This window comes from Streptomyces sp. URMC 126, from assembly GCF_051386555.1.
GTDB lineage: Bacteria > Actinomycetota > Actinomycetes > Streptomycetales > Streptomycetaceae > Streptomyces.
On record NZ_JBPQTX010000112.1, the window covers coordinates 1 to 20,304 of the forward strand.

The window sequence follows — 20,304 nt, forward strand, 5'->3', positions numbered from 1 at the left end:
CACCCCCTCCACCCGGTACCGTTAGCAGAATGACCACTTCTCGGGAGACCGGCAGCGGCGGCGGCACGGCCGGCGGAGGGCCGCGTACCCTCGCCGAGGAGCTGCGGGAGCGCCCCGACGCGTTCCTCGCGGAGCTGCTGCGGGCCCGTCCCGACCTGCTGAACCCGGTCCCCGGCGACCTCACCCAGCTCGCCACCCGGGCGGCGACGCGCGCGTCCGTGGCGCGGGCGCTGGACCGGCTGGACCGCTTCGCGCTCCAGGTGGCGGAGGCGCTGGCAGTGGCGCCGGACCCGTGCCCGTACGACCGGCTGGCCGCGCTGATGACGGGCGACGAGCCGACGGACCCGCGCGTCGCCGCCGAACTGCCGCGCGCCGTCGCCGGGCTGCGGCGGCAGGCGCTGGTGTGGGGCGGGGACGACCGGCTGCGCCTGGTCCGTACGGCCCGTGAGCTGCTGGCGCCCACCCCGTCCCGGCCGTCGGCCACCGGGCTGGGCCCGACCGTCGCCGAGGCCACGGCGGGCATGTCGCCCGGCCGGCTCCAGAAGATCATCGAGGCGGCCGGGCTGCCCGCCACCCACGATCCGGTGACGGCGGTCGCCGCGCTGACGGAACTGTTCGAGGACCGCGACCGCATGGCGGCGCTGCTGGCGCGGGCGCCCGAGGGCGCGCCCGCCGTGCTCGAACGCCTCATGTGGGGCCCGCCGTACGGCACGGTGACCGCCGAACCGGCCCCCCACCTGCGCTGGCTGCTCGACCGGGGCCTGCTGCTGCCCACCGGCCCCGGAAGCGTCGTCCTGCCCCGCGAGGCCGCGCTGCACCTGCGCGGCGGACGGGCACACCGCGCGCCCGAGCCGGCGGCGCCCGCGCCGGAGCCCGTCACCGCGTACGCGCCGGAGACGGTGGACGCGACGGCGGCCGGGCAGGCGTTCGCGGCGTCGGCCGCCGTCGAGGAGCTGCTGACGGGCTGGGAGACCGCGGGGCCGCCGGTGCTGCGCGCGGGCGGGCTGAGCGTCCGCGACCTCAAGCGCACCGCGACCGCGCTCGACACACCCGAGTCCGTCGCCGCGTTCTGGGTCGAACTCGCCTACGCGGCAGGACTGTTGGCCTCCGACGGGGACGTGGACGAGCGGTACGCCCCGACCCCCGCGTACGACGAGTGGCTGGACCTGCCCACCGCCGGGCGCTGGGCGTGGCTGGCCGCCGCCTGGCTCGCCACCACCCGCACCCCCGGCCTCGCGGGTACCAGGGACACCAAGGGCCGCACGCTCTCCGCGCTCGGACCGGACCTCGACCGGTCGCCCGCGCCGGAGGTCCGGCGCCGCGTCCTCGCCCTGCTCGCGGAGCTCCCGGCGGGGGCGGCCGTCCCCGCCGACGCGCTGCTCGCGCGCCTGGCGTGGGAGCGTCCGCCGCGCTCCCCGGGGGGCCCTTCGGCCGGCGAGGACCTCCGGTCCCGGCTCGCCCGCTGGGCGCTCGCCGAGGCCGAACTCCTCGGCGTCACCGGCCGCGGCGCCCTCGCGGCCCCCGGCCGCGCCCTGCTGACGCACACCGGCCAGGCGGGCCCCGGCCCCGACCCCGACCGCACCCGGCACGCCGAGGCCGAGGCCGCCGCCGCCCTGGCCCCGCTGCTGCCCGAGCCGCTGGACCACGTCCTCGTCCAGGCCGACCTCACGGCCGTCGCACCCGGCCCACTGCACCGCCCGCTGGCCCAGCGGCTCGGCGTGCTCGCGGACATCGAGTCGAAGGGCGGCGCGACGGTCTACCGCTTCACCCCGGACTCCGTACGCCGCGCGCTGGACGCCGGTCAGACGGCGTCCGACATCCTCGCCTTCCTCGGCGAGCACTCCCGCACCACGCTCCCCCAGCCGCTGGTCTACCTCGTCGAGGACGTGGCCCGCCGCCACGGCCGGCTGCGCGTCGGCGCGGCCTCGTCGTACCTGCGCTGCGACGACGAGGCGACGCTGGCCGAGATCCTCGCCGACCGCCGCTCGGCCGCCCTCCGGCTGCGCCGCCTCGCGCCCACCGTGCTCGCGGCCCAGGCCGCGCCGGACGCGCTGCTGGAGGGGCTGCGGGAGATGGGGTACGCGCCTGCGGCGGAGTCGGCGGAGGGGGACGTCCTGGTCACCCGCGCGGACACGCACCGCACCCCGCCGCGCACGCCGCCCGCGCCCGTCCCCGACGGCCCACCCGCACCGGACGACACCCTGCTCGCCGCCGCCGTCCGGGCCGTCCGCGCCGGCGACCGCGCCGCGACCGCCGAACGCAAGCCGTCCCCCGCCGCCCCGGCGCCCGCGGGCGCCGCCGCCCTGCCCCGCACCACGTCCGCCGAGACCCTGGCCACCATGCAGGCGGCGGTCCTGACCGGCGCGGCCGTGTGGATGGGCTACGTCAACGCGGAGGGCGCGGCGAGCCAGCGGGTGATCGCGCCCGTACGGGTGGAGGGCGGGTACGTGACGGCATACGACCACACGACGGACGAGGTACGGACGTTCGCGCTGCACCGGGTCACGGGAGTGGCGGAGCTGGCCGACGAACACGCCTCCTGAACGCGGGGACTACACCTCCGCGACGAGGAACTGCGCAGGCCGTCGGGGCGCCCGGTGCGAAACCGGCTTCGCCCGGCCGCTCCCACCACGAGTCGCCGGCCTCGAAATCGACGGGCACGAAGGCCGACCAGGGCGGCGACACGTACCCGAGCTCGGCCAGCCGCCCCCGCACCTGCGCGCCCCGCTGGTCCACCTCGAAACCCTGACGGACGCGCCGAGTTCGGGGCGGCGCTGGGCGAAGGTGTCCAGGCCCGCGCCGAGGATGACGTACTGCGTCACCCCGGCGGCGGCCCGCTCGGCGACGAGGTCCTCGACGAACCGGGCACGAGCGACGACGGACGCGCGCACCCCCGCGACACCCGGCATCGTCATGTCGCCACGCTCCCGCCAGTCCGGCCCGGGGCCGGCGAGCGCCAGCCCGATCCCGTCGCTCAGCACATGCGGCGACGCGTCGGCCCGCACGTGCAGGGCACGCCAGAGGGCGACGCGGACGGCGGTGTGGTCGGGGTCAGCGGTCCGCGGGTCAGCCACGGTGGCCCTCTTGGAGCGGCGCTTCGAGGACGACCGTCCGCCCGTCGGGGTTCAGGACCAGCGCCTGCCGGACGCCCCAATGCGTCGGCGTGAACGCCTCGGCGAACTCCGCCGCACGAGCGGGCGCGAACGCCTCGGCGTCGACCACGCTCTCCTGTCCCAGCGACTTCCAGAACGCGGCGGTCGCCCCGTGGTTCCGGATCTCGACGAGAAACCCCTTGATCCCGTCGGTGACACCGTCACTCGTCGTCATGCGCACTCCCCTCCCCGGCGCCCGCGTCCGCACCCGTGTCCGCGAGACGCCGGAAGTACTCGGCCAGGGCCGTCTCGACGATCGAAGAGAGCGATGTTCGGTATCGACGGCGTGGTGTTTGACCTCTTGGATGAGGTCGGTGGGCAGGTAGACGTTGAACTGCTTCACCTGTCGATCGGCGGGCATGGTGAGGATGCCAGCAATCTAGATCACGTTGCGGCGCAGTGATGTGTGCCACATATCCGCGTGTTCAACGCAGCACGGTGACACTCCGGGGCGGGCCGGCGACCAGCCTCATCAGCCACATGAGGCCACGCCCTAGCCGGAGTCCGGGCGCTGCCCGAGCGGACCCGCCACCGGCGCCGTCAGCCGACCTTCGCACCAGTCCCCCGAATCCACCGGCCCGGCACGCTGTCATGCGCCATCCTTCTGTCCGGGAGGGTGAAGTGGGAAAGACATCAAAGAAGAAGCAGGAACGGCGTGCGAGAAGGACGCCTCAGGCGTCCTCACCCGTATCCAGGGCCGGGGTCTCTTGCGGTGACGATGCACAAGCGCTCGGGACGGAAGCACTCCAGCGCCTTCTGCGCCTCAATTCACCGGGAAAGTTGAGCTTGGCCGGTGCCTACGCCTTCGGTTATGGAGCACTGGGTTACGCCCAGCACGAGGGAACCGAGCCGCACTGGTACTCGGAGATGGACCCGCTGGACATGTTGTTCCTGGGGACGGCCTGGCCAGGGACCTTCCGCGATGAGTACGAGTTCGCCAACGCCCGCGACGCGTGGCTGCGACTCCTACGAGGCAGCGTGCACGGCAAGGGCATTCAGCGCTTCGTCCGCGAGGTCGTCGCGGCGAGCAAGGAACTGGGGCTGCCCGTCGACGACGGGCAGCTCATGCTGGCGCTCGTCGGCCGACTTGAAGCGGCCGGCCTCGATCAACGCCGGATCCCCCGAAGATTGTTGCCGGAGACAGCCCTCCAGGAATCACGCTCGGTCTTCGGGCCACCTCTGGATCTACAGCTTCCCGACCCACCGGTGGACAGCGAAAAGCGCATCGAGCGGTTCTGGCGGAACGCCGGCAAGGACTTCCGGGCCGATGACTCGCCCATAGCCGTTCTCCGGCACGGGCTGAACCGCTTCCGCGACCTCGGACTGTCAGTGGAGGAGGAACCCGTACTTCTGCTGGGGAGCTTGTATGCGGCGCTTATGACCAAACCGGGCGAACTCTTGGAGGACACGGGAGAACATGCCGCGGCATGGGCTCTTTCCGTGGACGAGAGGTCGACGCTCGTACCGGTCCTCGACATCCTCCTTCTGGCACCAGAGCTGGGACTATCTACCTCAGACACCCTCAAGCACCTGTTCGCTGTGCCCGCGTTCACAGAACCAATCCCCTCTGAGGCCCTGCTATGGACCAGCTCTCCCGGTCTCGCTCTGGCACGCATCTCCTTCGAGCTGGGCATAGCCGAGGTGGCCACACGGGACACCGTGGTGACCCCGGACATGCTGGACTGGGTGGGCATGCACGCCCGGATGAGCCTCAGTGCAACAGCTCGCGAGAGGGCAGCCGAGCGCGAGCATTCAGACAGCGTCGATGGTTCGGACGCCACGGACGAGGGCCCGGACGAGCGATGGGCCGAACGGCGCGCCGCCGTCAGAGAGACCGTACTGCGCAAGGTCCGCAAGAACCGGAGCAGTACAAGTGCAGAACACCGCGCAACTGATCATCCCGTGGAACGCATCTGGAATGCGGATGGCAGCTCCCTGGTGCGGATCTCAACCGAAACCGAACACGGCCGGAATCTCATGGAAGCGCTGGAGGCTCAGCGGGAAGCATTCCGAGTCAAATTCGGACGTGACCCGGGACCGGGTGATCCGATCCTCTTCGACCCTGAAGCCGATGAACCCACTCGTCTCACCAGAGAGCACTTCGACGAAATGATGCTCGCCATGGCAGAATGTGCCGTCGAGTTGGGCCTTGACCCTGCATATATTCACGCCTCGCGCGAAGTCGGCTACCTGGTCACTACGGAAACCATGAGCATGTTCACCGCCGCGGAGCTGATCGCCTACAAGAGGGCCGTCGCCCGGCATCGGCAGGCCGCGAGCAAGTGAACGACCGAACCGAGAATCACATCAGCGGTGGGGTGTTCTTCGGGGTGGTGATCCAGGGGCGGACCATCACTCTGACGCTCCCGGACCGGCCGGATCCCGCACTCGCGGGGCTCCCCCGGAAGTCGGCCGTCTTTGTCGGCCGCCAAGCCGAGACGGAGCGGATCCATGCGGCCCTGTCGCCGTCAGCGGAACCAGCGTCCGGCATGGTGACGGTGTCAGGGCTTGCCGGAGCAGGCAAGACGGAACTCATACTCCAGGCCGCTCACCAGGCGCTACGGGAAGAGGGATGGTTCCCTGGCGGGGTCCTTTTCGCTGATCTACACGGCTATGACAAGCAGCGAAAGGTCTCGCCGAAGCGGGCACTCGGCACGCTCTTGAGGGCACTGGGCATCCCTGCGGAGCACATTCCTCCCGGAATCGAGGAACGGGCGAACATCTACCGCTCCGCGCTCGCCGCACTGGCTGCCGCCGGGCAGCGAGTCCTGGTCGTCCTGGACGACGTACCGGCCACCGAAAAGATTCACTACCTCCTGCCGAGTGACGGGACCACGGCAACGCTCGTGTCGTCACGGCATTCGTTGAGCGAACTAGGCGCCCTGAACATTACCTTGGGCGTGCTTTCCATCAGCTCTGGGCGTGCACTTTTGGACGCAACACTTCGCGCAGCCCGGCCCGGCGATTCTCGGGTGGCAAATGAGACCGAGGAGGCCGATCGGCTCATCGCACTGTGCGGCGGCCTGCCCCTGGCCTTGTGCATTGTGTCCTCTTTGCTCGCCGACATCCCGAACCGGACCCTGTCCAGCCTTCACCGGCTTCTCAAGGACGCTCATTCCAGGCTGTCCGCACTGAGTCGAGAAGAACGCGCCGTTACAGCAGCCTTCGACCTTTCATACAGAAGACTCACAAAAGACCAGGCAAAGCTGTTCCGACTGATGTGGCTGAACCCCGGCCCGGATTTCTCCACCCAAGCCGCAGCCCAATTGCACGGCGGAGACGAAAAGGAAACGGAACGCCTCCTGCAGGACCTGGCCCGTCGGCACCTGATCGAGCCGAGCGAGCCATACGGCCGCTGGCAGCTGCACACCCTCCTGCGTCTCTACGCCCGAGAAAAGCTCATGACCGGTGACGACGCCTGGGGTGAGGCCCTTGCGCGCCTGCTCGCCCACTTCCACGAGATGGCCACCCTCGCATGCCAGGCGCTCTTCGCGCCTGAAACGCCGCCGACTGAGGCCTTCACCGATCGAACCGCGGCATTGCAGTGGCTAGAGGTCGAACGCCCGACCCTGGTTGCGGCAACCGCCTGGTCTCACCAGGCAAAAGACGACCTGGTATGCGCGGCTCTCGCGGTACCCGTATCGCAGTTCCTCATGGAGGCGCGCTACTCGGATGACGCCAGTCGCGTGCTGGCCGCCGGCATCCGGTCGAGCCGAAGGCAAGAAGACCGTAGGCGTGAGGCCGCGTTGCTGAGCTCCCGAGGTGTCGTGCTTCGGGACCTCCGCATGCTGCGCAAATCCGTACGCTCACATCAAAAGGCCATCAAGATCTGCCGGAAGCTACGGAAGCGCAAAGCTCTGGCAGGCGCATTGAACAACCTTGGGCTCTCACTGCACGATCAACGCGAGTTCGAGCAAGCCGTGGCGGCTCACAGCGAAAGCGCGCGATTGTTCAAGCGCGGCGGGGACCAGCTGGGTGCGGCACGTGCGCTGAGCAACCTCGGCGAGACACTGGTCGAGCTGGGTCGTGCCGAGGAGGCAGCCCGCATCCTCCGCAAGGCCGGGAAGATCTTCCGGAAGCAAGGAGACCTGCGTAATTACGCCCAGGCTCTGGGAAGTCTCGCCATGGTGATGCGCAACAGCGGCGAGGCCGAAAACGCGGCGGAGTTGCACCGGCGTGCGCTCGACATGCCCAACGGCCTGCTTCTACCTCACGAGCGAGCGGTCGAGATGTCCAACTTCGCCGGCACGCTGATCGCGTCAGGACGGTTCGAAGACGCCCTCACCGCGCAGCAGGAGGCACTGGTCACCTTCCGACGGTTGCAAGACCGCCGTAGCGAGGCGATGACTCTGGGCAACATGGCTCTCGTACGTCAGCGACAGGAAAAATGGCATAAGGCGATACGTCTGCACACCCTCGCTCTGGAGGCCTTCCTGGAGAGCGAGGACGACCACGCCCTTGCCGATGAGCTCAGCAGTCTCGCGGCCGCGCTGCTCCAGCTGGGAAACAACACCGAGGCGCTGGAAAACCTGGAACTCGCCGCGGCCCTGTACGAGCAGACCGGCGATGCGAAGCGGGCTGGTGAAGCCCTAGACCTCGCCGACCAGGTACGGAACAGGGCCGGCGCCCGCCGCGAGCCCGCCGCAGGAATCGGCGGATGAGGCACACTGGACGTTTGGCCGCACGGAAGGACGCACGTACGTGAACGGACCGCTGATCGTCCAGTCGGACAAGACGCTCCTCCTGGAGGTCGACCACGAGCAGGCCGAGGCCTGCCGCCGGGCGATCGCGCCCTTCGCCGAGCTGGAGCGCGCTCCCGAGCACGTGCACACCTACCGCGTGACGCCGCTCGGCTTGTGGAACGCACGGGCGGCCGGGCATGACGCCGAGCAGGTCGTCGACGCGCTCGTCACCCACTCCCGTTACCCCGTGCCGCACGCGCTGCTCGTGGACGTCGCCGAGACGATGGCGCGCTACGGGCGGCTGCGGCTGTCGAAGCACCCGGTGCACGGGCTGGTCCTGGAGAGCACGGACCGGCCGGTGCTGGAGGAGATCCTGCGGTCCAAGAAGATCAAGCCGCTGGTCGGCGCCCGGATCGACCCGGACACCGTCGCCGTCCACCCGTCCGAGCGCGGCCAGATCAAGCAGGCGCTGCTGAAGCTCGGCTGGCCCGCCGAGGACCTCGCCGGGTACGTGGACGGCGAGGCGCACCATATCGAGCTGCGCGAGGACGGCTGGGCGCTGCGCCCGTACCAGCGGCAGGCCGTCGACGGCTTCTGGCATGGCGGCTCCGGCGTCGTCGTACTGCCCTGCGGCGCGGGGAAGACGCTGGTCGGCGCGGGCGCGATGGCCGAGGCGAAGGCGACGACGCTGATCCTCGTCACGAACACGGTCTCCGCCCGGCAGTGGAAGCACGAGCTGGTGAAGCGGACGTCGCTCACCGAGGACGAGATCGGCGAGTACAGCGGGACGAAGAAGGAGATCCGCCCGGTCACCATCGCCACGTACCAGGTGCTGACCACCAAGCGGAAGGGGATCTATCCCCACCTGGAGCTGTTCGACTCCCGCGACTGGGGTCTGGTCGTCTACGACGAGGTGCACCTGCTGCCCGCGCCGGTCTTCAAGTTCACCGCCGACCTCCAGGCCCGGCGGCGGCTCGGCCTGACCGCGACGCTGGTGCGGGAGGACGGGCGGGAGTCGGACGTGTTCTCGCTGATCGGGCCGAAGCGGTTCGACGCGCCGTGGAAGGAGATCGAGGCGCAGGGCTACATCGCGCCCGCCGACTGCGTCGAGGTCCGCGTCAACCTCACGGACGGCGAGCGGCTGGCGTACGCGACGGCGGAGGCGGAGGAGAAGTACCGCTTCTGCGCGACGACGGCCACGAAGCGGAAGGTCACCGAGGCGCTGGTGCGCCGGCACGCGGGCGAGCAGACGCTGGTCATCGGCCAGTACATCGACCAGCTCGACGAGCTGGGCGAGCACTTGGGCGCGCCGGTCATCAAGGGCGAGACGAGCAACGCGCAGCGCGAGAAGCTCTTCGAGGCGTTCCGGCAGGGCGAGATCTCGGTGCTCGTCGTGTCGAAGGTCGCGAACTTCTCCATCGACCTGCCGGAGGCGACGGTCGCCATCCAGGTCTCCGGCACGTTCGGCTCCCGGCAGGAGGAGGCGCAGCGGCTCGGCCGCGTCCTCCGCCCGAAGGCGGACGGGCACGAGGCGCGCTTCTACTCGGTCGTCGCCCGCGACACCATCGACCAGGACTTCGCGGCCCACCGGCAGCGGTTCCTGGCGGAGCAGGGATACGCCTACCGGATCGTGGACGCGGACGAGCTGCTGGCGGGGGACGACGCCTGAGGTGACGGCGGGGCGGGGGTACCCGCGTCCGACGGGGGAACGCCACCGCGACCGGCGGCGGGACGCCCCCGCCCGACGGCGGGACGCCCACGCCCGGCGGCCGGATGCCCCCGCCCGGCCGTGGGACGCCCACGCCCGACGGCGGGACGCCCCCGCTGGCGGCCGGGCGCCCCGGTCACACGAAGCAGAGCCAGATCACCACGAGGTACACGAAGTACAGGGCGTACACGAGCAGCAGAGCGGCTCCGGTGATCGCGAACGTGACACGGCTTGACCGCAAGCTCCGCCGGTGCGGCAGCAGCCACGCCACCGCCAGCGCCAGCAGCCCCGCGAACACCGTCGCCGTCGCACCCGAGCGCCGGGTGTCGAGCCCCAGCTCGTGGATGTTGCACGCGTAGAACAGCAGCGCCGGGAAGCAGACGACGGAGGCGGCGACGGGAGCCTTCGCCCAGCGCTCATCGGCCGGCCCGAGGCGCCGGTCGGCCCACCGCCACAGGCGGCGGAACAGGCCCTCGCCCGGGGCGGGGGCGGCGTCGGGAGCGGGCTCGGACGTTCTCGTGGGTTGAGAGGTCATGTCCCCGATTCCATCGGCCGACGGCGGCGGGCGGATCGGGGCGGGTACTCAGTCCGTAGGGGTAGGGGTACTCAGACGGCGGGTCCGAAGAGCGGGGCCGGGGCGCCGAGGGGCGGGGCCCGTGCGTCGCCCGTCAGCGCTTGACCAGCGTCTCCTCGCCCTCGAAGCGGCCGAGGAGGACGACGCTGACGGCCGTGCCGGCGAACACCTTGAGAGCACGGAAGGCGTGGGAGAGGGCGGTGGAGGCGCCGTGCTCGGCGCCCTGGGCGGCTGAGGTGATCCCTGCGGTGGTCATGTGTCCATGATGGAATCCGCGGGGCCGCGATACATCGCCCTGGCGATGTAAACGCGGGCCCCCCGCCGTACGACTCAGGGATAACGCCTACCCCTACGGGAGACGGACGGCGACCCTGAGAGTCACCCGGGGGCGCGCGGAAAAACATTGGCGGCATTCCGGCCCCGTCCGTAGAATCGCGGACTTCCGCCTCCCGCCGAGTGGCCCGGGAGCGCCGCCGTCCGGACGGAAACCGGCCGGTTCCCCGCTCGTACCGCACGCCCACAGCTCGCCGCCCTGGAGGCCATGCCGTGCCCGCGCACGCCCCCGACCAGCACCCCGAGACCACTCTCGACTCGCTCGACCCCCTCCACCACGAGCGCGCCCATCTCGCCGCCTCCCGCGCCGCGTTGCGCGCGATGCGGGAGGACGTCGAGGCGCTCGACATCAAGGACGTCACGGCCAACTGGGTCAACGCGCAGATCCTCACGCGGCAGATCGAGGAGCGCATCACGGCGCTCGCCGACCTCGCGCACGCCCCGCTGTTCTTCGGACGGCTGGACTACACCGAGGCGCCGGCCGACGCGGCGGGCGAGGGCGGCGGCGCGGAGCGGTTCTACATCGGGCGGCGGCACGTGCACGACGCGCACGGCGACCCCATGGTCGTCGACTGGCGCGCGCCCGTCTCGCAGCCGTTCTACCGGGCGTCGAAGAAGGAGCCGCAGGGCGTCGGCCGGCGCCGTCGGTTCGGCTACACCGGCGGCGAGTTGACGGCGTACGAGGACGAGGACCTGACGGACGCGTCGGGCGCCGAGCAGGCGAGCGCGCTGCTCCAGGCCGAGATCGAGCGCCCGCGCGTCGGCCCGATGCGGGACATCGTCGCCACCATCCAGCCCGAACAGGACGAGATCGTCCGCGCCGGGATCGGCGGCACGGTGTGCGTCCAGGGAGCGCCCGGCACCGGGAAGACGGCGGTGGGCCTGCACCGCGTCGCCTACCTGCTGTACGCCCACCGCGAGCGGCTGGCCCGCACCGGCACGCTCGTCGTCGGACCGAACCGGTCCTTCCTCCGCTACATCGAGCAGGTCCTGCCCGCGCTGGGCGAGTTGAACGTCGCGCAGGCCACCGTCGACGACCTGGTCGCGCATGTGGAGGTACGCGGCACGGACCCGGCCGAGACCGCCCGGATCAAGGGTGACGCGCGGATGGCGGAGGTGCTGCGCCGCGCGGTGCGGTCGGGGGTCACGATGCCGACGGAGCCCGTGGTCGTCGTGCGCGGCTCACGGCGCTGGCGCGTCCCGGCGTACGAGGTGGAGGAGATCGTCCGCGAGCTCCTCGCCCGCGACATCCGCTACGGCGCCGCCCGCGAGGCCCTGCCGCAGCGCATCGCGCACGCGGTGCTCGTCCGGATGGAGCAGGCGGGCGAGGCGCCGGACGACCGGGTGCAGGACGCGGTGGCCCGCAACCCCGCCGTGAAGGCGGCGGTCAAGGCCGTCTGGCCGGTCGTCGACCCGGCGAAGCTGGTGCTGCGGCTGCTCTCCGACCCGGAGTTCCTGGCCGAGCACGCGGCCGGCGTGCTGACGGAGGACGAACAGCGCGCCGTGCTGTGGGCGAAGCCCGCGCGGAGCGTACGGACGGCCAAGTGGTCGGCGGCGGACGCGGTGTTGATCGACGAGGTGACGGACCTCGTCCAGCGGACGCCCTCCCTGGGGCACGTGGTGCTGGACGAGGCACAGGACCTGTCCCCCATGCAGTACCGGGCGGTCGGCCGCCGCTGCACCACCGGTTCCGCGACCGTGCTGGGCGACATCGCGCAGGGCACCACGCCCTGGGCGACGGCGAGTTGGCGGGAGGCGCTCGTCCACCTGGGCAAGCCGGACGCGGCCGTCGAGGAGCTCACGCAGGGCTTCCGCGTCCCCCGCGAGGTCATCGCCTACGCGTCCCGGCTGCTGCCCGCCATCGCCCCCGGCCTCACGGAGGCCACCTCGGTCCGCGAGGCCGCCGGCGACTTCGCGGTCCGCGCCGTCGCGGACCCGTCCGCCCTGGACGACGCGGTGGTCGCGGCCTGCCGTTCCTCCCTCGAACGGGAGGGCTCCATCGGCCTGATCGCGGCCGACGCCCGCGTCCCCGCCCTGGCCGCGGCCCTCACCGCCGCCGGCCTCCCCCACCTCGCCCCCGGCGAGGAGACCACCCCCGACGCCCGCCTCACCCTCGTCCCGGCCTCCCTCGCCAAGGGCCTGGAGTACGACCACGTCGTCCTCGACGAACCCGCCGCCGTCGTCTCCGGCGAACCGGACGAACGCACGGGCCTGCGACGGCTGTACGTGGCCCTGACCCGAGCGGTGTCGGGCCTGACCGTGCTACACGCGGAGCCACTGCCGGCGGCTCTGGCGTAAGGCAGCCACTCCCGGCTTCCCGGTTCCGGCTTCCGGGGGACGCGGCCGCTCGCCGCGCCCCCCGATACGGCGGCCGTGGTCGCACCATCACGACAGCCGTCGACGGACGACTGCCGAGCCTCCCCGAAGGGAACTCACAACAAACAAGAGGTGCCAGTCAATTCCTCGCATCGACCGCCCGTCAGATCACTCCCAGAAAATGCGGTCGTCGGTTGATTTGCACGGATACGTCTTGGCGAAGGTGTAACTCCCTTCCCTGTCTCCCGTTCCGAGACATCTCCCCGTCTGGACGTTTTTGAGCACCCACCCCCCGGACCACTTCTCTTCCGACCACAGCTGGTACTTGTTGTTCCTGGGGTTCTCGCACTTGCTGATGTAGGCGGACCCCCGGGTGTTGCTGTCGAGGCAGTACACCTGGTTGTCGTTCACATGAATGGTCCAGTTGTTACCGAGAGAAGGCCACTTCTCCTCGTACCAGAAGGACTCGTACGAACAGCGGTCCAGAAGAGCTCCCACCGTCGTGTCCGCGTAGAGGCAGAGCCCGCTCTTCTTGCTTTTCCAGTCGACCTTGCCGTCGGCCGCTGCGGGCCCGGCTGCCACCAGAGTGACCGCCGAAGCCAGCACGGCAGCGACGGCCATGCCGCGCAAACTCACCTTCTTCACAGAGAATTTCACCTTCCGGATCCTTACCGGGTGGATTCACCCGCGCCGTATGACCTTTTCGACCGAGTTCCCATCTGCGATATGAGGGGTACGCGCGATATGGGGCGCCGCCGCAATCACCGGCCCTGAGGGCCACGACTCCCCGATCGCCGTTCCCGCCATTCCTGTCACATCGGCCACAGCACATCACCGGCCCGGCGGGCGGGTCAAGGGTGCGGGTTCTCCCGCATCCGGCACACGGAAAACATCCGTGGAATGCGCTTTCCCGCCAAATCGCCACAGGACAAGCCGAAACCGCGGCCGGCAAGGCGGTACGGCGGGTACGGCCCGCCGGGGCGGCCAGGGGTCCCGGGCCGCCGCCCGGCCCCGCCCGCCCCTACGCGCCCGGCTCCCGCCTTACGCGCCCTGCTGCCCCGACTCCCCCTCCCCCGCCGCCGCCAGCAGCGCGTCGATCAACCCCGGGAAGCGGGCGTCGAGGTCGGCGCGCCGGAGGCTGACGTGGCGGTTGCGGCCGACCGCGCGGGTAGAGGTGACGCCGGATTCGCGCAGGACGCGCATGTGGTGCGAGAGCGTCGACTTGTGCAGGTGGCCGAGGCCGAGGCGGGCGGCGTCGCAGTCGCACTGCTCGTCGGCGCCGAAGGCGCGGAAGAGGTGCAGGCGGACGGGGTCGCCGAGCGCGCTGAGGACCTTCTCCAGCTTGATGTCCGCCGCGTCCGGCTGCGGCAGCAGCTCTCCCTCCACGGGTACCCACCTTCCGTCCCGGGCACGGCCACGCCCGGATTTTTGTTTGACAGTCATCCAACTGTCTCTATTGTTTGACGTGCGTCCAACCTTACTCGTCCCCGTGAGGAACCGTCCGGAAGGACTCCCGTGCGTCTTCGCCTGCTCCTGCTCGCCCTCGGCGCCTTCGCCGTCGGCACCGACTCCATGGTCATGACCGGCATCCTCGACGGCATCGCCGAGGACCTGCACACGTCCGTCCCGGCCGCCGGGCAGCTCGTCGCCGTCTTCGGTCTGGTCTACGCCCTGTTCGCGCCCGTCCTCGCCACCCTGACCGCCCGCTGGGACCGGCGGCGCGTGCTGTTCACCGCGCTCGGCGTGTTCACGGCGGCGAACGCGCTCAGCGCGCTCGCCCCGGACTACGGGACGCTGCTGGCCACCCGGGTCCTCGCCGCCGTCGGCGCCGCGCTCTACACCCCGACGGCCAACGCCGTCGCCACCGCTCTCGTCCCGCCCGAGCGGCGCGGGCGCGCCATCGCCACCGTGATGGGCGGCATGACGGTGGCCACCGTGCTCGGCGTCCCGCTGGGCGCCTACCTCGGGCGCGCCGACTGGCGCTGGACGATGTGGCTGGTCACCGCCCTGGGCGCGGCCGCGCTCCTCGGCCTCGCCGCGCTGCTGCGCGAACTCCCCGCCCCGACGGGCTCGCCCCGGCTGCGGGAGCGCCTCGCGCCGCTGCGCGACCGTCAGGTGCTCGCGGGCATGTTCACGACGTTCGCCACCTTCGTCGGCGTCAACTCCGTCTACATCTACCTCGCCACCGCCATTCGCCCCGCGACCGGCGGCGACCAGAGCCGGCTGACGCTGGTCCTGCTGGTCACCGGCTTCGCGTCGGTGGCGGGCAACTGGCTCGGCGGCCGCCTCGTCGACCGGCTGGGCGTCCGTACGGTCCTGCTCACCGGTGGCACCGTCCTGGCGCTGGCCTTCGGTTCCCTGCCCTGGCTCTCGGGGTCGATGCCCGGCGCCCTCTGCTACGCCGTGCTCAGCCCGCTGGCCGGCTGGTCGATGGCCGTCGCCTTGCCGCACCGGCTGGTCTCCGTGGACCCGCCGAACGCGCCCCTGCTGATGTCGCTGAACAGCAGCTCGATCTACCTCGGCCTGGCCGCGGCCGGTGTCGTCGGCAGTACGGCGATCGGCGTCTTCGGCGAGCGCTGGTTCCCGCTGGTGTCGGTGGCGGCGGCGCTGGCCGCGGTCGCGACCACCCTGGGGACGGTCCGGGGGACGCCGCGAGCGGCGGGCGGGGCCGTACGCGCGACGGAGGCCACCGGTCCAGTGGAGGGCGCCGGCGACCCGAGGGGCGCGAAGAGCACAGCCGGTGTGAGCGGTGCGCCGGCGCGGCCCGCCACAGGAGCCGCCGACGGCCGTCTCCCGACCGCCTGACGACGGTAGGGGGCCCGCAGGACGTGCCCCGCGCTCCCCTCGGCGGCGGCCCCGGTCGCACTACCCGCCCAGCGTCTCCCGCCACACCCGCACCGCCGCCGCGTCCACCGGCGCGTCCCAGCCGCCGGGACGGGACGCGCCCCCGATGTGGAAGCCCTCGATCCCGGCCTCACGCAGCACCGGCACGTGCTTGAGCTTGAGGCCGCCGCCGACGAGGATGCGGGGCTCGTACCCGGGCTCGTCACCGCGCGCGGCCTCGGCCAGCAGGGTGGAAAGGCCGTCGTCGACGCCGGAGGCGGAACCGGCGGTGAGGTAGGTGTCCAGACCGGGGCGGTCGGCGAGCTGCTTGCGCAGGGCGTCCCGGTCGGCGGCGCGGTCGAGGGCCCGGTGGAACGTCCAGCGGGCGTCCGGCCCGATCACCTCGCACAGGGCGTCGACGGCGGACAGGTCCGCGCGCCCGTCCTCCGTGAGAAACCCGAGGACGAACTCCTCGGCACCCTCCGCCCGCAGCGCGCCGGCCGCCGCGCACAGCGCGTCGAGCTCCGCCGCACCACCCGCGCCGAAGCCGTCGGAGGACCGCAGCATCACGCGGACCGGGATGTCGACGGCCGCGCGGACCCGCGCGAACGTCTCGAGTGAAGGCGTCAGGCCGTCGGCGGCGATGTCGCTGACCAGTTCCAGCCGGTCCGCCCCGCCGGCCCGCGCCGCCACCGCGTCCGCCGCGTCCAGCGCGATCACTTCGAGAATTGGTCTAGACATGTAACAAGGGTGCCACACCGTCGCCCGCCGAGGAAGCGGGCCCCTCGCGGAACGTTCCCGTCGGCACACTCGCGGTTGCTCCACAATGACTCCATGGCCATCCCCGCCGAGCGCCCCGCCGCCTCCGCCGCCCCCTCCGAGCACTCCTCCGGCCCCTCGCTCGAAGAGCGCTGGGCCCATGCCGTACTGACGGCTCGCGACCCGGAGTCCGCTGCGGGACGGCCGGAGTCCGCGGGACGGCCGGAGCTCGCCGGACGGCCGGAGCCCGCCGGGCAGCCGGAGCCGGACCCCGCCCGCTACGCCGCCGACCTGCTCGCCCGCTGGTCGGAGCCGCAGCGCCGCTACCACACCGTCGCCCACCTGACCGCCGTGCTCGACCGCGTCGACGAACTCGCCGAGCACGCCGAAACGGCCCGCGACCTCGCCGCCGTCCGGCTCGCCGCCTGGTTCCACGACGCGGTCTACCTGCCCGAGCGCTCGACCAACGAGGAGCGCAGCGCCCGGCTCGCGGGCCGCGCCCTGGCCGAGCTGGGGATCCCCGAGGACGTCACCGCCGAGGTCGTCCGGCTCGTCCTGCTGACCGTCGGCCACGACCCGGCCCCCGGCGACCGCAACGGCGAGCTGCTGTGCGACGCCGATCTCGCCGTCCTCGGCGGTTCCCCCGACGCGTACGCGACGTACGCGGCGGAGGTCCGCCAGGAGTACGGCTTCGTGCCGGACGAGGCGTTCCGGGCCGGCCGCGCGGCGGTCCTCCGCGGACTCCTCGCGCTGCCCCGGCTGTTCCGCACCCCGCGCGGGTACGAACGGTGGGAGCGCGCCGCCCGCCACAACCTCACGACGGAGCTCGCGCTGCTCACGACCTAGCGCGGCTCACCGCGCGGCACCGCGCACGGCCTGGCGCGGCTCACCACGCGGCACCGCTTACGTCCTGGCGCCGGCTCACCACCGGGCGCCGCCCTCCGCGTGGGGCCCTCACCCACCCGAGGCGCACCCGCCCGAGGCCCTCACGCGCGGCGCGCCCCCGGCCGCTTCGGCCTCCGCAGCCCCGCCGTGCGCAGCAGCCGCACGACGTCCCGGCTGCGCACCTCCACCGCGCCGAGGCGCACCGCGTCCGCGTACACGGACTCCGCCACGTCGTAGTGATCGCCGTCGAAGGCACGCCCGGGCAGGCCCAGCCGGGCGGCGAACGCGTGCAGCTCGTCGAAGCTCACGTCGCTGACCAGGTGCGACCACATCCGGCCGTGCCCCGGCCACTGCGGCGGATCGATGTAGAGGGTCACCCGATCGCTCCGATCCCGCGCCCGCGTCGGCGCTCGGTCGCCCGCTCGATTCCGCGCGCGCCCGTCGCCCCCGTCCCGGCGTCCACCCCGCCCCCCGTCCTCTCCGCTCTCCGCTCTCCGTTCCCGTCAGCGGCGCAGGGCGGACGACAGCCGGCCGACGGAGGCCACGATCACCGCCTGCTTGGTGCAGGCCCAGTGCGGGTCGGGGCCCAGCTCCGGCTCGACCTCCAGGGCGTGGGGGTCGCCCGAGTCCGTGCAGACCGGGCACAGCGGCCAGCGGCCGTGCCGTTCCAGCAGGGCGTCCTGCACGTCCTGGGCGATCAGTCCGGCGATGAAGGCCACGCCTTCCGGCCACTGCTCGACCCACCACCGCCGGCCGGCCACCGCGTCCTCGACCAGCGAGACCACGTCCGGATCGGCCACGCCCCCGGCGGTCAGGTCGTCGAGGACGAGCGCCCGGGCCGCGTGCAGTGCTTGTTCGAGCTCCATGTGCACCATTGTCCGCGACGCTGATGGTTGACGGCACATCGAACTGAAAATACCTTTCAACAAGTGAGCAGCGATCCGAAGGAAAGCGCCGAAGGTCGTCTCCGCCCGCTGCGCCGGCCCCTCGCGCCGCCCGCGCCGGCCGCCTTCGCCGCCAAGGTCCGCACGCTCGCCCCCACCATGACCCGTTCGATGCAGCGCGTCGCCGACGCCCTCGTGGGCGACCCCGCCGGTTCGGCCGCCCTGACCGTGACCGGGCTCGCCCAGCGCACGGGGACCAGCGAGGCCACCGTCGTCCGCACCGCCCGCGCCCTCGGCTATCCGGGCTACCGCCAACTGCGTCTGGCCCTCGCCGCGCTGGCCGCCGACCGGGCGGCCGGCCGGGCCCCGTCCGTCACGGCCGACATCACCGTGGACGATCCGCTGCCGAGCGTGGTCGCCAAACTCGCGCACGACGAGGCCGAGTGCCTCGCCGACACCGCGGCGGGCCTGGACACCACCGCGCTGGAGGCGGCGGTCACCGCGCTGGCCGCCGCGCGGCGCGTCGACGTCTACGGCATCGGCGCCTCCAACCTCGTCGGCCAGGACCTCGTCCAGAAACTGCTGCGCATCGGCGTGATCGCGCACGCCCCCGCCGACCCCCACCTCGCCGTCACCAACGCCGTCCAGCTGCGCTCCGGCGACGTCGCCATCGCCATCACCCACTCCGGCCGGACCACCGACGTCATCGAACCCCTGCGGGTCGCCTTCGAACACGGCGCGACCACCGTCGCCGTCACCGGCAACCCGGCCGGCGGCATCGGCCAGTACGCCGACCACGTCCTCGCCACCTCCACGGCCCGGGAGAGCGAGCTGCGCCCGGCGGCCATGTCCAGCCGGACGAGCCAACTCCTCGTGGTGGACTGCCTGTTCATCGGGGTCGCGCAACGGACGTACGAGCGGGCCGCGCCCGCCCTCTCCGCCTCCTACGAGGCGCTCGCCCACCGCCACGACCCGCGGGCCGACCCGCGCTGACCCGAGCGAGGCCATCATGTCGTCGACCGGCGCCATCGCCGCCCTCCGCGCCCAGCTGGCGCACCTCACCACGGAGGCGTTCCGCCCCGAGCTGGCGGACATCGACCGGCTGCCGACCCTGGACATCGCGACCGTCATGAACGCCGACGACGCGACGGTCGCCACCGCCGTCGCCGGCCGGCTGCCCGCCATCGCCGCCGCCATCGACGCGATCGCCGAACGGATGGCACGCGGCGGCCGGCTGGTCTACGCGGGGGCGGGGACGGCCGGACGGCTGGGGGTGCTGGACGCCAGCGAGTGCCCGCCGACCTTCGCCACCGAGCCGGGACGGGTGGTGGGCCTGATCGCGGGCGGCCCGGAAGCGCTGGTGACGGCCGTCGAGGGCGCGGAGGACGACGCGGACGCGGCGGCGGCCGACCTCGCCGCGCTGGACCTCACCCCCGACGACACGGTCGTCGGCGTCTCCGCCTCCGGCCGCACCCCGTACGCCGTCGGCGCCGTCACCCGGGCCCGCCGGCTCGGCGCCCTGACCGTCGGCCTGTCCTGCAACGAGGGCTCGGCCCTGGGCGCCGCCGCCGAACACGCCGTCGAGATCGTCGTCGGCCCCGAGCTGATCACCGGCTCCACCCGCCTCAAGGCGGGCACCGCGCAGAAGCTCGTCCTCAACATGTTCTCGACCATCACCATGATCCGCCTCGGCAAGACCTACGGGAACCTGATGGTCGACCTCCGCGCCTCCAACGACAAGCTGCGGGCGCGGTCGCGCCACATCGTTTCCCTGGCGACGGGAGCTCCGGACGCGGAGATCGAGGCCGCGCTGGCGGCCACGGACGGGGAGGTGAAGGACGCGATCCTCGTCCTCCTGGCGGAGGTGGACGCGGCTGACGCGGGGCGGTTGCTGGCAGCGGCCGACGGACACCTGCGAGCGGCTCTGGAGGCTGCGCGGGAAAGGTGAGGTGCCCCGGTCCCACCCCTTCGCCGATTCCTGGGGCTGCGCCCCAGACCCCCCTTCGCGGCTTCGCCGCTCGTCCTCAAACGCCGGACAGGCTGATATAGCCCGTCCGGCGTTTGAGGACTGGGGGTACCCCCTCTGGGGGAGCCCGCAGGGCGCTTCGGGGGTGCCCCCTCTGGGGGAGGGACCGGGCCACCCCACCGTTCAAACGGAGCCCCCGCGTGGGACATGTCTCTTATACAC

At 72.3% G+C, this 20,304-nt stretch carries 18 protein-coding genes and 1 pseudogene; 10 read left to right on the plus strand and 9 right to left on the minus strand.

The features are described from left to right. Window positions 1-29 precede the first annotated feature (29 nt). Window positions 30-2,543 carry a helicase C-terminal domain-containing protein gene (locus tag ACSNOK_RS15825; protein ID WP_436781309.1) on the plus strand — a complete coding sequence of 838 codons (2,514 nt, stop codon included), beginning with the start codon at window positions 30-32 and terminating at the stop codon, window positions 2,541-2,543. Window positions 2,544-2,574: 31 nt separating this feature from the next. Here the strand turns inward: ACSNOK_RS15825 and ACSNOK_RS15830 are convergent. After that, window positions 2,575-3,074 (minus strand): annotated as a pseudogene (locus ACSNOK_RS15830) (class I SAM-dependent methyltransferase); the annotation flags it as partial. Further along, entirely contained in the window at window positions 3,067-3,327 is a 261-nt protein-coding gene (locus tag ACSNOK_RS15835) for a hypothetical protein (RefSeq protein ID WP_436781310.1), read from the minus strand. The gene ACSNOK_RS15835 and the pseudogene ACSNOK_RS15830, both read right to left, overlap by 8 nt. A gap of 93 nt (window positions 3,328-3,420) precedes the next feature. Here ACSNOK_RS15835 and ACSNOK_RS15840 point away from each other — a divergent pair, with 93 nt between their 5' ends. The 4 genes from ACSNOK_RS15840 to ACSNOK_RS15855 all read left to right on the plus strand — a co-directional run bounded on the left by ACSNOK_RS15840 (window position 3,421) and on the right by ACSNOK_RS15855 (window position 9,503). Then, on the plus strand, window positions 3,421-3,555 hold the full coding sequence (locus ACSNOK_RS15840) for a hypothetical protein (protein ID WP_436781311.1): 135 nt from the start codon (window positions 3,421-3,423) through the stop codon (window positions 3,553-3,555). 218 nt (window positions 3,556-3,773) lie between these two features. After that, window positions 3,774-5,438, plus strand: a complete 1,665-nt coding sequence (locus tag ACSNOK_RS15845) for a hypothetical protein (protein WP_436781312.1) — start codon at window positions 3,774-3,776, stop codon at window positions 5,436-5,438. Continuing rightward, the gene (locus ACSNOK_RS15850; RefSeq protein WP_436781313.1) at window positions 5,435-7,813 is read left to right on the plus strand and encodes a tetratricopeptide repeat protein; all 2,379 of its coding nucleotides are present in this window, start codon (window positions 5,435-5,437) and stop codon (window positions 7,811-7,813) included. Before ACSNOK_RS15845 ends, ACSNOK_RS15850 begins: the two co-directional genes overlap by 4 nt. Window positions 7,814-7,853: 40 nt before the next feature. After that, the gene (locus ACSNOK_RS15855) at window positions 7,854-9,503 is read left to right on the plus strand and encodes a DNA repair helicase XPB (RefSeq protein ID WP_436781314.1); all 1,650 of its coding nucleotides are present in this window, start codon (window positions 7,854-7,856) and stop codon (window positions 9,501-9,503) included. Window positions 9,504-9,678: 175 nt separating this feature from the next. On the opposite strand, the gene ACSNOK_RS15860 is transcribed toward ACSNOK_RS15855, so the two are convergent. Together ACSNOK_RS15860 and ACSNOK_RS15865 are read right to left on the minus strand one after the other, a co-directional pair. After that, window positions 9,679-10,077: a hypothetical protein gene (locus ACSNOK_RS15860; protein ID WP_436781315.1), complete on the minus strand. Its 399-nt coding sequence runs from the start codon at window positions 10,075-10,077 to the stop codon at window positions 9,679-9,681. A 133-nt stretch (window positions 10,078-10,210) separates the two neighbouring features. Beyond that, window positions 10,211-10,372: a hypothetical protein gene (locus ACSNOK_RS15865; protein WP_436781316.1), complete on the minus strand. Its 162-nt coding sequence runs from the start codon at window positions 10,370-10,372 to the stop codon at window positions 10,211-10,213. A gap of 290 nt (window positions 10,373-10,662) precedes the next feature. On the opposite strand from ACSNOK_RS15865, the gene ACSNOK_RS15870 reads away from it, so the two are divergent. Continuing rightward, window positions 10,663-12,747: a HelD family protein gene (locus ACSNOK_RS15870; RefSeq protein WP_436781317.1), complete on the plus strand. Its 2,085-nt coding sequence runs from the start codon at window positions 10,663-10,665 to the stop codon at window positions 12,745-12,747. Window positions 12,748-12,933: 186 nt separating this feature from the next. On the opposite strand, the gene ACSNOK_RS15875 is transcribed toward ACSNOK_RS15870, so the two are convergent. Both ACSNOK_RS15875 and ACSNOK_RS15880 read right to left on the minus strand, forming a co-directional pair. Further along, window positions 12,934-13,422, minus strand: a complete 489-nt coding sequence (locus ACSNOK_RS15875) for a hypothetical protein (RefSeq protein ID WP_436781318.1) — start codon at window positions 13,420-13,422, stop codon at window positions 12,934-12,936. A gap of 384 nt (window positions 13,423-13,806) precedes the next feature. After that, a complete protein-coding gene (locus ACSNOK_RS15880) occupies window positions 13,807-14,151 on the minus strand; it encodes an ArsR/SmtB family transcription factor (RefSeq protein ID WP_436781319.1) in 345 nt (114 codons plus the stop codon). A 129-nt stretch (window positions 14,152-14,280) separates the two neighbouring features. On the opposite strand from ACSNOK_RS15880, the gene ACSNOK_RS15885 reads away from it, so the two are divergent. Next, window positions 14,281-15,570 (plus strand): MFS transporter, encoded by a 1,290-nt coding sequence (locus ACSNOK_RS15885; RefSeq protein ID WP_436781320.1) that lies wholly within the window; start codon window positions 14,281-14,283, stop codon window positions 15,568-15,570. Window positions 15,571-15,630: 60 nt separating this feature from the next. On the opposite strand, the gene ACSNOK_RS15890 is transcribed toward ACSNOK_RS15885, so the two are convergent. Next, window positions 15,631-16,329 carry a copper homeostasis protein CutC gene (locus ACSNOK_RS15890; protein WP_436781321.1) on the minus strand — a complete coding sequence of 233 codons (699 nt, stop codon included), beginning with the start codon at window positions 16,327-16,329 and terminating at the stop codon, window positions 15,631-15,633. 93 nt (window positions 16,330-16,422) lie between these two features. Between ACSNOK_RS15890 and ACSNOK_RS15895 the strand changes: the two genes are divergently transcribed. Then, window positions 16,423-17,193 carry an HD domain-containing protein gene (locus ACSNOK_RS15895; protein WP_436781322.1) on the plus strand — a complete coding sequence of 257 codons (771 nt, stop codon included), beginning with the start codon at window positions 16,423-16,425 and terminating at the stop codon, window positions 17,191-17,193. Between the two features lie 140 nt (window positions 17,194-17,333). Here the strand turns inward: ACSNOK_RS15895 and ACSNOK_RS15900 are convergent, their stop codons facing one another. Together ACSNOK_RS15900 and ACSNOK_RS15905 are read right to left on the minus strand one after the other, a co-directional pair. Continuing rightward, the gene (locus tag ACSNOK_RS15900; RefSeq protein WP_436781323.1) at window positions 17,334-17,609 is read right to left on the minus strand and encodes a DUF4031 domain-containing protein; all 276 of its coding nucleotides are present in this window, start codon (window positions 17,607-17,609) and stop codon (window positions 17,334-17,336) included. 126 nt (window positions 17,610-17,735) lie between these two features. Then, window positions 17,736-18,098 (minus strand): hypothetical protein, encoded by a 363-nt coding sequence (locus ACSNOK_RS15905; protein ID WP_436781324.1) that lies wholly within the window; start codon window positions 18,096-18,098, stop codon window positions 17,736-17,738. Window positions 18,099-18,161: 63 nt separating this feature from the next. Between ACSNOK_RS15905 and ACSNOK_RS15910 the strand changes: the two genes are divergently transcribed. Together ACSNOK_RS15910 and murQ are read left to right on the plus strand one after the other, a co-directional pair. Further along, window positions 18,162-19,109, plus strand: coding sequence for a MurR/RpiR family transcriptional regulator (locus ACSNOK_RS15910; protein WP_436781325.1), 948 nt, complete (start codon window positions 18,162-18,164; stop codon window positions 19,107-19,109). Between the two features lie 16 nt (window positions 19,110-19,125). Then, window positions 19,126-20,064 carry an N-acetylmuramic acid 6-phosphate etherase gene (murQ, locus tag ACSNOK_RS15915; RefSeq protein WP_436781326.1) on the plus strand — a complete coding sequence of 313 codons (939 nt, stop codon included), beginning with the start codon at window positions 19,126-19,128 and terminating at the stop codon, window positions 20,062-20,064. Window positions 20,065-20,304 lie beyond the last annotated feature (240 nt).